This window comes from Methylobacterium sp. SD274, from assembly GCF_017355285.1.
Classification (GTDB): domain Bacteria; phylum Pseudomonadota; class Alphaproteobacteria; order Rhizobiales; family Beijerinckiaceae; genus Methylobacterium.
On record NZ_JADIJP010000008.1, the window covers coordinates 122,401 to 135,138 of the forward strand.

At 68.5% G+C, this 12,738-nt stretch carries 11 protein-coding genes; 8 read left to right on the forward strand and 3 right to left on the reverse strand.

Translation table 11 applies throughout. The annotated features are described in order from the left end of the window. Positions 1-346: 346 nt before the first annotated feature. Both IPV08_RS09690 and glgX read left to right on the forward strand, forming a co-directional pair. Positions 347-1,768, forward strand: coding sequence for a trehalose-6-phosphate synthase (locus tag IPV08_RS09690; RefSeq protein ID WP_056426081.1), 1,422 nt, complete (start codon positions 347-349; stop codon positions 1,766-1,768). A 146-nt stretch (positions 1,769-1,914) separates the two neighbouring features. Further along, positions 1,915-4,014 (forward strand): glycogen debranching protein GlgX, encoded by a 2,100-nt coding sequence (gene glgX, locus IPV08_RS09695; protein WP_207411693.1) that lies wholly within the window; start codon positions 1,915-1,917, stop codon positions 4,012-4,014. Positions 4,015-4,054: 40 nt separating this feature from the next. Here the strand turns inward: glgX and IPV08_RS09700 are convergent, their stop codons facing one another. Further along, on the reverse strand, positions 4,055-4,336 hold the full coding sequence (locus IPV08_RS09700) for a hypothetical protein (RefSeq protein WP_207411694.1): 282 nt from the start codon (positions 4,334-4,336) through the stop codon (positions 4,055-4,057). Positions 4,337-4,708: 372 nt separating this feature from the next. On the opposite strand from IPV08_RS09700, the gene IPV08_RS09705 reads away from it, so the two are divergent. The 6 genes from IPV08_RS09705 to IPV08_RS09730 all read left to right on the forward strand — a co-directional run bounded on the left by IPV08_RS09705 (position 4,709) and on the right by IPV08_RS09730 (position 9,881). Continuing rightward, complete coding sequence (locus IPV08_RS09705; RefSeq protein WP_056426076.1) at positions 4,709-6,622, forward strand: ATP-binding protein; 1,914 nt, start codon at positions 4,709-4,711, stop codon at positions 6,620-6,622. A gap of 161 nt (positions 6,623-6,783) precedes the next feature. Next, positions 6,784-7,524: a peptidoglycan-binding protein gene (locus tag IPV08_RS09710; protein WP_207411695.1), complete on the forward strand. Its 741-nt coding sequence runs from the start codon at positions 6,784-6,786 to the stop codon at positions 7,522-7,524. A gap of 402 nt (positions 7,525-7,926) precedes the next feature. Beyond that, complete coding sequence (locus IPV08_RS09715) at positions 7,927-8,388, forward strand: hypothetical protein (RefSeq protein ID WP_056426073.1); 462 nt, start codon at positions 7,927-7,929, stop codon at positions 8,386-8,388. Positions 8,389-8,459: 71 nt separating this feature from the next. Then, positions 8,460-8,840, forward strand: coding sequence for a glycosyl hydrolase (locus tag IPV08_RS09720; protein ID WP_207411696.1), 381 nt, complete (start codon positions 8,460-8,462; stop codon positions 8,838-8,840). 13 nt (positions 8,841-8,853) lie between these two features. Further along, the gene (locus IPV08_RS09725; RefSeq protein WP_246747880.1) at positions 8,854-9,291 is read left to right on the forward strand and encodes a hypothetical protein; all 438 of its coding nucleotides are present in this window, start codon (positions 8,854-8,856) and stop codon (positions 9,289-9,291) included. A 248-nt stretch (positions 9,292-9,539) separates the two neighbouring features. Then, the gene (locus IPV08_RS09730; protein ID WP_207411698.1) at positions 9,540-9,881 is read left to right on the forward strand and encodes a DUF1491 family protein; all 342 of its coding nucleotides are present in this window, start codon (positions 9,540-9,542) and stop codon (positions 9,879-9,881) included. A gap of 24 nt (positions 9,882-9,905) precedes the next feature. Here IPV08_RS09730 and IPV08_RS09735 read toward each other — a convergent pair whose 3' ends face one another. Then, positions 9,906-11,033, reverse strand: a complete 1,128-nt coding sequence (locus tag IPV08_RS09735) for a DUF2336 domain-containing protein (RefSeq protein ID WP_207411699.1) — start codon at positions 11,031-11,033, stop codon at positions 9,906-9,908. Between the two features lie 107 nt (positions 11,034-11,140). Further along, entirely contained in the window at positions 11,141-12,721 is a 1,581-nt protein-coding gene (locus tag IPV08_RS09740) for a heme biosynthesis HemY N-terminal domain-containing protein (RefSeq protein ID WP_207411700.1), read from the reverse strand. Positions 12,722-12,738: the final 17 nt, after the last annotated feature.

Consider the following 12,738-nt stretch of genomic DNA (forward strand, 5'->3'; position numbering starts at 1 on the left):
GCGGTTCCGAAGGGATTGCGCTGCGTATGCAATGCTTGGACGGTGGCGCTGCCGACGGTCGGAACCATCGGCCCGGCGGGATTCACCTAAGCTTACGTTGGGTGCCGGACCGGGCCCATCCTGGCGCTCGACAGCCGCCGAACCGACCGGCGATCCACCGCCGAACCGACATTCATGGTGCTGAACTCTGGCCGCGGGCGGCGCGGTCGGCTAGGTTGGTCGGCGGATTATCAACATACGTAGCCGTATCCGACGGATCACCGCCGGGTTACGCGCGTTGACTGTCGGAATCATCTTGTCCGGTGCGCCCATGGTGCGCCGCACGCTGAGGACCGGAGCCCGCTGAGTGGCACGCCTTGTCATCGTATCGAACCGTGTGGCCATCCCTGAAGACAGCGGGAAATCCGTTGCCGCGGGAGGTTTGGCGGTCGCCGTCAAGGAGGCCTTCACGTCCTATGAGGGCCTGTGGTTCGGCTGGAGCGGCAAAGTCGTCGAGGATCCGTCCGAAGAACCCGAACTGATCGATCGCGGTCGCGTTCAATACGCCGTGGTCGACCTGTCGCCTCAGGATCACCGGGAATATTATAGCGGGTTCGCCAACCGTGCGCTCTGGCCGATCATGCATTACCGGCTCGGCCTGGGGGCGTTTTCCCGTTCGGATTACGCCGGTTACCAGCGTGTGAACCGGACGTTCGCGCGGGCTCTCGCCAAGCTGATCGAGCCTGACGACATCATCTGGGTCCACGATTACCATCTGCTGCCGCTCGCCTCGGAGCTGCGCGGCCTCGGGATCGCCAACCCCATCGGCTATTTCCACCACATTCCGTGGCCGGCCGCGGACGTATTCAACACGCTGCCCGCCAGCGGTGACCTCCTGCGCGGCATCGCCGATTACGACCTGATCGGCCTCCAAACCGATCCGGACGTCCACAACCTGTCGCGCAATCTCATCGACGAATTGCGGGCCATTCCGCTCGGCGGCGGGTCGCTGATGGTCGATGGGCGCCGGACGCGCATCCGCAGCTTTCCCATCGGCATCGATGTCGCCGGGTTCAAAGAGGCGGCGGAGAATGCCGGCGCCAACAAGACTGTCCGCGAGACCATGGCGGGCCTGCGCACCCGCAAGCTTCTCATCGGCGTCGACCGGCTCGACTATTCCAAGGGCGTGCCTGAGCGGATGGAGGCGGTGGACCGCTTCTTCGCCTCGAATCCCGACCAGCGCGGCAACGTCGTCTACCTCCAGATCACGCCGAAATCCCGCACCGAGGTGCCGGAATACGAGGAACTCAGCCGCGAGGTGAACGAGACCGTCGGCGAGATCAACGGCGCTCTCGGCGAGCCGAACTGGACCCCGATCCAGTACGTGACGAAGGCCTATCCGCGTCCTGTCCTCGCGGGTCTCTATCGCGCCGCCCGCGTCGGCCTCGTCACGCCCATGCGCGACGGGATGAATCTGGTCGCCAAGGAATACATCGTCGCCCAGACGGCGGACGATCCGGGCGTGCTCGTGCTGTCGAAATTCGCCGGCGCGTGCCGGCAGCTTCCCGAGGCCCTGCTGGTCAATCCCTATGACCGGTTCGAGGTGGCGGAGGCGATCCGCACGGCGCTCTACATGCCGCGCGGCGAACGGATCGAGCGCTGGAAGCCCATGGTCGAGCGGATGACGCGTGAAGATGTGGATTGGTGGGCGCGGAATTTCTTGACGGACCTGGAGAACTTCCGCACCGTCGAGCGTGAGCCACCCCGCGCCGCTGCTGCCGCAGAGTAGCCCCCCGTCGTCCTGCTAACGGCGGGGCGAGCGGTACCGGCCAATCAGGCCGGTTGCGGGACAGGGCTCCGGGGTACCGTTCTTGCGTGACCCGCGCCGACGACCGGCCCGCATTCGTTGGGCCTATGCACCTGCGAAAGGCCTCCATGATCGGCATCGACGAGGGCGTACCCGGACCTCTCGGGGCGCATTTCGATGGTCGCGGTGTCAATTTCGCGCTATTTTCCGAGAACGCCACCGGTGTGGACCTGTGCCTGTTCGAGCCGGGCGAACGCCACGAACATCGCGTCATCCCGCTCCCCTGCCGCACCGACGACGTCTGGCACGGCTATCTGCGCCGCGTGTTTCCGGGCCAGCTCTACGGCTACCGGGTGCACGGCCCCTGGGACCCGGCCAACGGCCATCGTTTCAATCCCGCGAAGCTCGTTCTCGACCCCTATGCGCGCGAGATCCATGGCCGGATCCGTTGGCACGATTCCCTCTACGGGCACCGTCGCGGCCTCCAGCGCGAGGACCAGATCGACCGGCGCGACAGCGCGGCCCTCATGCCGCGCGGCGTGGTGACGGCCCCCGACCTAACCGAACTCGCGATCACTCCGATCCGTCGTCCCCTCGGGCAGACCGTGATCTACGAAGCCCATGTGAAGGCGCTTACACAGCTTCACCCGGCGATTCCCGAGGCGGAGCGCGGCACCTACGCCGCCCTGGCCCATCCGGCGATCATCGAGCACCTGCTGAAGCTGGGTGTGACGGCGATCGAGCTTCTCCCGATCCAGGCCTTCGCCGACGACCGGTTCCTAGTGGAGAAGGGGCTGGTGAATTTCTGGGGCTACTCGCCGCTCGGCTATTTCGCGCCGGAGCCGCGCTATCTCGGGGCGGCCGGGGCCGGCGGTCTCAAGGCGGCGATCCGCGAACTCGCCGCCGCCGGGATCGAGGTCATCCTCGACGTCGTCTACAACCATACCTGCGAGGCCGATCATACCGGACCGACCCTGTCGTTCCGGGGCATCGACAATGCCAGCTATTACAAGCTCAACCCGGAGAACCGGCGGCAGGAGATCGACTGCACCGGTTGCGGCAATACCCTCGACCTCGACCACCCGCGGGTGATGCAGCTCGTCCTCGACTCCCTGCGGCATTGGGTGACCGCCTATGGTGTGGCGGGGTTCCGCTTCGATCTCGCCACCAGCCTCGGGCGCACGCCGCACGATTTCACCCCCAGGGCGGCGTTCTTCCAGGCCATCGCGCAGGATCCGATCCTGTCGCGGGCGAAGATGATCGCGGAGCCGTGGGATATCGGCATGGGCGGCTACCAGCTCGGCGCCTATCCGCGCGGCTGGGCCGAGTGGAACGACCAGTTCCGCGACGGCGTCCGCGCCTTCTGGCGCGGAGACCACGGCATTCTGCCGAAGCTCACGCAGGCGCTGTCCGGCTCGCGGGAGATCTTCTCCGGCTCCGGCCGTTCGCCTTTGGCCAGCATCAACTACGTGGCGAGCCATGACGGCTACACGCTGGCCGACGTCGTCGCCTTTGAGGAGAAGCACAACCACGCCAACGGCGAGGACAATCGCGACGGCCACGGTCACAACCTCTCGCGCAATTACGGCGTCGAGGGTCCCACCGACGATCCGGCGATTCTGAGCCTTCGCGCGCGGCAGAAGCGCAACCTGCTGGCGACGACCTTTCTGGCCCAGGGCGTCCCGATGCTTCTGGCCGGGGACGAGCGCTCGCGGAGCCAGAACGGCAACAACAACGCCTATGCCCAGGACAACGCGATCAACTGGGTCGATTGGGAGACCGATCCGGATCCCGGCCTCACGGCCTTTGTCGCCAACCTCACGGCCTTGCGCCGCGAGCAACCGGCCCTGCGCCGCCTGACCTTCCTGACCGGTGCCGTGATCGGGGAAGGACCTCTCCGCGACGTTCACTGGCTCTCGCCCTGCGGTGCCGAGATGGACGACGAGGCCTGGGCCGACGGACACCGGCAGGCCTTCGGCATGCAGATCGGCAACGATCTACCGAGCGCGGACCGCCTGCTGATCCTCATCAACGCTGCCGAGGACGCGATCGATTTCACCCTGGCCCCGGTGATCGGCGGGCCGTGGATGGTCGTGTTCGACACGACCCGACCGACGGGCGCGGTCCCGGCCGGGCAGGCCTTGTTCCCCCCCAATGCGCGTCTGCGCCTCGATCCCCGTTCGCTCTACGTCCTGCGCGGAAGACAGGCCGCGTCCTACGAGATCTGAGGGATGGGGAAGCGGTCCGGTCCGGCCGCTCCCGCCCCGATCAGCGGTCGTCCACGCCGCGCCAGGCCGGACGGCGATCCGTCTCCGCCAGGGTGTCGCGCGACGAGCCGGCGAGAGATCCCGCCACCTGCCGGACCAAGCCGTCGGTGGCTTGGCTCAGGGCCTTCTCACGCGTATCGGCCGGCAACGCTCCCCAGGCGACGGAGACGGATTTCTCCAGCGACGGCGCCGTCATGCGCGCCGCGAGGTCGGGATCGTCGCGGTGGGCGGCGAGGTAGGAGAGGGCGCCGATGGCGAGGCAGACGCGGATGAGGAACGACATGGGCTTTCCGGACTGGTTCGGTGTCGGCCGTGAGCGGGCCCGTGCGACCGAGCCTCCGCGCAGAACGTAAAGCCCACATCACGCACGCCCTGAAATCCAGAACCATGGTGAACATGGCTTTGCCACCACCCTTCAGCGAACCGGCATGTGGTGCCGGGCCCTGTGGATAGCGGGCGATGTGCCCCGAAAGGGACCTTCCGCCGAATAGGCCTGGTTACGGACCGGAAAGCATCCGCGAACAATCGGAGGGGTCTGCGCAACACTCGCTTAAGTCGGGTCTGCGAGGTTTGGCATCAGTCGAGTTCAAGTCGAACCCGAGTCAAAGTCGAGCAAGGGGCGACGAAGCGGCCTGTTTGGCACTTCGCGCTGTGCGTGTGCGTATTGCGTATCTACAGCGGCCTGGCTTCCCTGATCGATCTCCGGCTCGCCGGACTCGTGCATGAGTCGGTGATCGACGACGATGCCGTGCGGTTCCGGCACGAGCGGTTCCTGGTGTCGCGCCTCGCGACCGGGATCGTGATGATGGCCTGCCTCCCGCCTTATCTGCTCTGGCGGGGCGTCCCCAGCGGTCTCGAAGTGCTGGCCATCGCCAGCCTGATCCTGCCGATCTTCGCCGCCGTGTTCCTGTCGCGGACCGGTATCCTCTGGGTCGCCCATGCGATCTCGTCGGCGGGTCTCACCGGCCTCGTGGTCTGCCTCGCCCAGATGTCAGGCGGGGTGAATTCCGCCGCCGCGATCTGGCTGGTGGCGATCCCGCTGGAGGCCGTCGTGTCCGGCTCACGCCGCGCGACGCTGGCCGCCGCCTTCATCGCGATGATCGGCGCCCTGGTCGTCGCCTTCCTGCCGCCGGGCAGCATTTCGCTGCCCCTCCTCGACCTGTCCCGCTCCCTGGCGATGCCGGTCTTCGCCATCACGGCCATCGGTCACGTGGCCGCCCAGGCCCTGGAGCATCTGCGCCACGAGGACCGTTGGCTGGCCCGCATGCGCGACAACGAATTGCGCGACCGCATGCTGCTCTCGGCCATCGACGACCTCGTGACCTGGCACGACCGGAACGGTCGCGTCATCGATGCGAGCGCCTCCTCGACACGTTTCGTCGGCATCGAACCGGGGCGCCTGCGCGGACACGGCCTGCTCGACCGCGTCCATGTGGGAGACCGTCCGGCCCTGCTGCAGACGATCAGCGACGTGGCCGCCAGCGGCAAGCCCGCCACCGTCCAGTTCCGGCTGCATCTCGACGCGGCCGCCCAGCGCGCCGAAGGCGAGCCGCGGGTGATCTTCGCCGAAATGCGGGCCCATTGCATCGTCGGCACCTTGTCGGGGATCGAGGGATCGAGTGTGGTTTCCGTGACCCGCGACGTCAGCGAGCATCGTCGCCACGCCGAGGAACTGGAGCGCGCCCGCGCCGAGGCCGAACGCGCCGACGACCTCAAGAGCCGGTTCCTCGCCACCGTCAGCCACGAATTGCGCACGCCCCTCAACGCCATCATCGGCTTCTCGGAGGTCCTCGCCGGGCAAAGCTCCATGACGCTCGGGCCCGAGCGCAGCCGCGAATATGCCGAGATCATCGGCAGTTCCGGTCGCCATCTCCTCGACGTGGTGAACGCGCTCCTCGACATGTCGCGCATCCAGAGCGGCAATTTCGATTACGTCCCCGAGGTGGTGAATGTCGGCGCGCTCGTGCGGACCTGCTGCGACCTGATGCAGCTGAGGGCCGACCAGGGCGGGATCACGCTGGTGCGCGGCACCGACGGGTTGGGGATCGACATCATGGCGGACCCCCGCGCCTGCCGTCAGGTGCTCATCAACCTCCTCTCCAACGCGGTGAAGTTCACCGCGCCCGGCGGGCGGATCGAGGTCTCCGTCCGGCGCAGCGCGGCGCATCTCGACATCGTGGTGGCCGATACCGGGATCGGGATCGGCGCGGACGACCTGCCGCGTATCGGCGCGCCGTTCTTCCAGGCGGGCAGCGGCTACGACCGGACGCATGAGGGGACCGGCCTCGGTCTTTCGGTGGTGCAGGGCCTCGTCGGCCTGCATGGCGGCAGCATCTCCATCGAGAGCGCCGAACGCCAGGGCACCAGCGTGACCGTGACGCTCCCCCTCGATTGCCGGCGCGGGTCCAGCACCGCACCTCCGGCCCCGATCCGCACCGGCATCCGCCGTTCGACGCCCCTGCCGAGCCTCGACGGGACGGTGGTGCCGGTGCGCCGACCGATGGGGCTGTTCGACCCCGCCCCCGAGGCGGTGAGCGAACGCTACATTCCGATGCAGCGCGCGGGATGAGAAATCTCCGCGACCTCCAAGGCCCCACGCGCGCCTCGTCCCGGCTTCGATGTCCCGGACGAGGCGCGCGCATTCCGTACCGGCACGGCGTTTCGCCGGGGCCGGTTTTCCGTTCCCGGCTCGATCTGTCGGGCCGTCGTCTGCGTTCGAGGGGATAGACCATGCGCGAACCGCTGCCGAAGCGCGACCAGCGCGAGATCATCGTGCCGACCAGGACGGCGCAGGCCTCCGCGCCCCGCCGCAAACCCGCCTCCGGTCCCGCCCGGCGGCCCGCCTCCGGCTGGTTCCGGAACGTCGTGCAAGCCGTCGGCGGGTTCGGGCGTTTGTGCCTGCGCCGGCCGGGAGAGGTGCTCGGCTCGGTCGTTGCCATCGGTGCGGTGGCGGCCGTCGCCCTGAATGCGCTCGGCTACCAGGGTGGCCGCCACCCCGCGCCGCTCTTCCCCACCCTCGGCAAGGGTGCCGGCACCACCACCGCCGCCAAGCCGGTATCCGGCCAGACAGCCGAGCCGGCGAAACTGGCGGAAGCCGCGCCGCGCAAGATCGAGGTGCCGAAGCCCGAGAGCGCCCCCGAGCCGAAAGCCGCGCCGGCCATCGAGGCGGCCAAACCCGCGCCCAAGCCCGCTCCGGCGGCGTCGACCAAGCGCGATGTCATCGCCGACATCATCAAGGCCGGGGAAACCACGGCGTCGGTGACGCCGAAACCCGATCAGGCCGTGGCGCAGGCACAGCGCGCCCTGGTGAAACTCGGTTACGGACCGCTCGTCGCCGATGGCGTCCTCGGCCCCGGCACACGGGCGGCCATCGAGAAATTCGAGCGTGACCGCAAGCTCCCGGTCAAGGGCGTCGCCGCCGGCCGCACCTTGCGCGAACTCGCCTCCCGTGCCGGCTCGACCAAGGGATAAGGGGCCGGATCCGGCGTTCTGCCTCAGACCTCGGTGTGTGAGGGACTGAGAGCGGCAAAGCCGCTTTCGGTATCGACGGCGCGTGAACGCGCGAAGCCCCCGCGATGTCGGCGTGGAACGGTCAAACGGCAATCGTCGTTCCTGCCCGCTCGCGCCTCTCCCCTGACGGTTCAGGAATGGCGGAGATTCTGGCCGAACACCGTTTGGCAGTTCCGGCCAACCAGTCCTTTCTCGAGCAGGGCAAGTCCCTGAACGGTCGGCCACGCTCGGGGTAAATAGAACGGCGCGTTAATCTGCCGTTCAGATAGGCGCTTTGCTCAAGTAAGCTGCATTTTGTTGGAACGGTATTTGGCAGGTCTCCGTTTATTGCTCCGTAAAGACTACAACAACTGGAGCAACCTTATGTTGAAGCAGATTCGCATCGTCGCCCTCACGACCACGTTCGTCCTCGGTGGCGCTGCCCTGGCGGTCGCGCAGTCGTCGTCCACCGTCGGAACCGGCGGCTCTTCCGCGGGCGGTGGCACCAGTTCTTCGACGGTCGGTACGGGTGGTTCGTCGGCTGGCTCCGGAAGTGGCTCGGGCACGTCCTCGACGCTGGGCACGGGCGGTTCGTCGGCCGGTGGCGGCAACAGCTCCTCGACCGTCGGCACGGGTGGTTCGTCCGCCGGCACGGGTAGCGGCTCGGGCTCGACGGTCGGTACCGGCGGTTCGTCGGCCGGCAAGGGCACCAGCGGCTCGACGGTCGGCACCGGTGGCTCGTCCGCCGGAACGTCCGGCGGCGCCGGCAAGTCCGGCAGCGCCGCTGGCCACGACAAGAGCGGTCCCGGCAATTCCGAGAACGCGCCCGGCCATAACAAGCGCTGAGCCGCAGGTCTGACCCCTCGGGCGCGGTTCCCCGGAGCCGCGCCCATCCCGCTTCCGAGGAGAGTTGCACCATGGCGCGTATGATCCTGCCGCTTCTCGGCGGCGCCCTCGCCATTGCCGGGGTCGCCGCGAGCCATGCCCAGACCAGCACCGTCACCGCGGGACCGAACGGCGTCTCGGGCGGTACGACGGTCACCACCGGGCCGAACGGAAAACCCTGTAAAATCGTCTCGTCCGATGCGGCGAAGAACACCGGAGCGGTGTCGAGTTCGGTCACGGCCGGTCCGGACGGCGTGAAGAGTTCCTCTACCGGGGGGCCGTCCGTCACCACCCGATCCGCCGATGGCACGACGAGCAGCTCGGCCTCGAGTTCGAGCTCCGGCAACGGCACCACGATGACCACCACCGGAGACGGCGACTGCGTGGTCACCGTTCCCAAGGACAAAAGGTGAGGCTGACATGACGATGACCAAGGTTCTTCCCGCACTCGCGGCCCTCGGGCTCCTCCTCGCGCCCGCCATCGCCGATGCCCAGACTCGCGGCAGCGCGACGGGCGGCAGTGCCGGTTCCGCGGCCGCCGGCGGCACGTCCGCCTCGACGGTCGGGACGGGCGGCACCTCGACGGGCTCGGACGGCGCGACGGGCTCCTCGCTCGCGACCGGTGGCAGCGCCGCCGGCGGCAAGACTAAGGATCGCTCGCACGTGAACGAGACCGGTAACGGTGGCCTGAACGGACAGGCCAAGGCGATGTCCCATGACGGCGGCACCTTCTCGAAGTCGCAGACCAAGACCAAGGTCCGCGATGGCGAGAGCGTCGAATCCCGCACCAAGACGATGTCGCACGAGCCGGGTTCGAAGCCGGTGAAATCGACCACCACGACCGGTTCGACCGTCGCCCAGTAGGTCTTCCGATCAGACCCGATCCTGGCGTGCTCAGGCTGGACGCTTCTCTGGAAACCCAACGGGACCGCCCCTCGCAAGGGTGGTCCCGTTTGTGTCTGATCCAGGCCGCAGGAGCCTCGTCGATCAACCCGGCACCGGTCGATTTATAGACCCGAGACGGGCGATCGCCATTGAGCGCCGGATCCAATCCGGGAATTGGTCCATGGAGGCCGATGCTTGCGCCAATCCATCGGTGCTATAGGCGGGCCATGCCTCGCCTGCGCTCCGATTTCTGGGTCTCTGCCCATCTCCGCCGTCTCGCCGTCGAAGGGATCGACGCAGTGCAGCGTCGGCGCGGTGCGCCCGAGGCGGGGGCCATCTTCGTGAAGGTCGACCGTCTGGATGGCCGGGCGGACCTTTATGGTCCGGCCCCGCAATCCCTCGTCGATACCGGGGACGGGGCGGACCGCAGCTTCGTCCGGCTGATGAGCGAAGCCGCGCCGCCCGATGTCGAACTCCGCATCGGCAAGGAACTGCGTTTCGACGACGATCTCTGGATCATCGAGATCGACGACCGCGCAGGCCGCCACCATCTCGATCTCGCCGAATAGAACGACGCGGGCTCCGGCGGACCGTCAGGCCGTTCCGGACTGCCGCACCCTGCCGGGAAGGGCCGGGCGTAGCGGGGCGCGCTCGGTAGCGGGCATGCGGGGACGCACCGCGTCGGGGGCCGCGTAGGGCTGGTGGGCGGAGCCGCCGTTGAGCCGCTCGGCCAGCGGCATGTCGAGAACCGCACAGAGAAGGTCTCGGGCCGCACCGCGCGGGATGGTGCGGAACAGCTTCACCAGATCGTAGACCCGGTCCACGGAGCGGGCCACGGTCTCGTTGAGGGTGAGGAAGACATACACTGCCTCTTCCTCGTGCAGCCCGACCGCGCGAAGCGCCAGGGTCAGGAGGTCGTAGCGGCGGCTCGGGTCGGGTGTCCCGGCGAGAAAATTGCGCTGCAGCCCGAGCATGTCCGCCAGTGCACCGACGAAGCCGGCCACATCCTTGCGTCCGGAGAAACCGGTGAGGATGGCTCCGGCCTCGCGCGGCAGGGGAGGCGCTGGCCGAAGTGCGGCGCGCGAGCCCACCGCCCGGCCGATCGCCTCGCGGAGTTCCTCGTCGGAGTACAGAAACAGTGGTCCGAGATCGCCAGGAGCAAGGTCGGGACGGGCGAGCAGCGCCTGGGCCAGGTCCGGCCTGGTTCGGGCGCGACCGACCAGGAGCGCGACGGTGGAGCCCTGAAGGCTGAGCTGCCAGTTCTCGGCAAGGGCGAGATCGATGGCCGCGACGTCGCGGGAGGCCATCTCGTCGATGAGGCTGCGGCTCAGATCGGCCCGTCGGGCGATGGCGACGGCGATGTCCGACCCGTCCGCCAGTGCGGCCTCGATCACGAGCGCCGACAGGTCCGGCGCCTGCGCGATGACCAGATCCCTGATCTCACCGCCGCGTGCGGCGAGTGCGGCGAGGACGGATTGCGGGGTCGCGGGGAAGGGCGCCAGCTTGCGCGCCACGATCTCGGCCGTCTCGTCGTCGACGGTCGGGATCAAGCCACCGGCGAGGGATTCGAAGGCCTCCACCGTCTTCCTGTCCCGCGCGGTCGCGGTGAGGAAGAGATCGGTCTGCACCCGGAGGATGACAGGTTTCAGATCGAGGTCACCGAGACGCGACAGTTCGATCAGGCCGGAGAAGTCCGGCGCATCGTCGAGAGATGGGGACATGGCACTTCGTTTACGCAGAACTCGCTGGACACAGCTTTAGCGAGCTTGCGTGAACCGACCTTTAAAGGGCGACGCCGCCGCGCCGCCCTTCTTGCCCCATTGCGGGATCAGCCGACCAGACGCGCCTTGTTCTCCGACGTGGAATCGGAACCCTTCGGCGGGGGGAACACCACCGGTGTCACGGCGCCGGGTGCCATCGGACCCGTGGCCGGCGCGGAGGGTTTCGACACCATCGCGGCGCCGTTCACCGGCTGGGGTTCGGCGGGTTTAGCGGGAGCCACGACGGGCGCAGTCACGGGCGCCGGCATCTCGTTGCCCTGCAGGGCTGGCGCGAGGGCCGGTTGGCTGCGATCGTCCTTGTCGACGAGGTCGCCGGTGACATCGTCGCTGGAGGGCCCTTCGAGCAACTCGGTCGGCGCCTTCCAGACGAAAGCGTCGAGATGGCCGGTGACCGGCGAGACCGGCGCCCAGCGCTCCGAGGCGATCCCGTCCGCGATCCACATCGGGTCGCGCGGTGCGTGGGCGGCCTTGGCCAGCCATTCGCGTGCCCGGCCTGTTCCCGCGCCGTGCTCGGCCTCTTCGATCTTCGCCATGGCGAGGCAGGTGCGGACGGTCGGACGCTCGGCGAGAAGGGGCGCCAGCGCTTCGCGGGCCTTGCCGAATTCCTGCGCCTCCAAGGCGGCCTGCGCCATGGCGAGTCGGGCTTCGGGGTGCCAAGTGGAAATCTTGGCGAGGGTTTCGGCCCGAGCGAGCCGGTCGCGCACGGAATCGCCCACGCGCAGGCCGAGATAGACTTTGGCGAGGTCCGGATGGGGATTGGCGCGCCAGGCCGCCTCGACGATCTTGGCCGCCTTCCTCAGGTCGCCGCGCCGCGCGAGCAGGCGTCCGGCGATGCAGGCGGCCGGGACGAGGTCGGGCGCGAGCTTGACCGCATCGAGAGCGCGCTGCGTCGCCGCTTCGGGCTCGCCGGCCTCGCGGGTCTGTGCGGCGGCGGTGAGAAGGACCGCGCGCTGGCGACGGGCGAGCCCCTTCTCGATGAGGCCGAGGGAGGCACGGCGCTCCACCGTCTCGACGGCGCTGCTCCAATCGCCATCCGCGCATTGCGCCTCCAGCACGGCCTCGTTGGCCCAGGTGACGCTGGGTGCGAGGCGCGCGGCCTCGGACGCATAGGCACGGGCGGCCACGTCGTCCTCGCGGCGGCGGGCTTCCACGAACAACCCGCGCAGGCCGAGCACCCGCGTCTCGGGATCGTTGACCATACGCTGGAACGCGTGTTCCGCCGCCTCGCGGTCACCGGAGATCTGCGCTGCCTGCGCCTTCAGGAGGAGCGCCAGCGGCTCGGCACCGAGCAGACGCTCGGCGTCGCTGGCATGGCGACGCGCCGCCAGGGGATCGCCCGAGCCGACCGCGACCATGCCCCGCGAGAGGGCGGAGAAGCCCTTGGCCCGGCGACGCTCCTTGGAGCCACGGACCAGGGCCTCGGGAAGCGTGATGATTCCCCTCACCACGGCCCAGATGAACCCGATGACGATGGCGGCGATGAGCACCCCGATCAGGGCGATGGCGAGGCTCGTGGCGACCTCGTACCCGTTCCACACGATGGTGACCGTGCCGGGCCGGTCGGCGATCCATGTCGCCCCGAAGGCGGCAATGGCGAGGAGGGCTAGAAAGGCGAGGGCGCGCCACATGGGATCACGAACTCCGG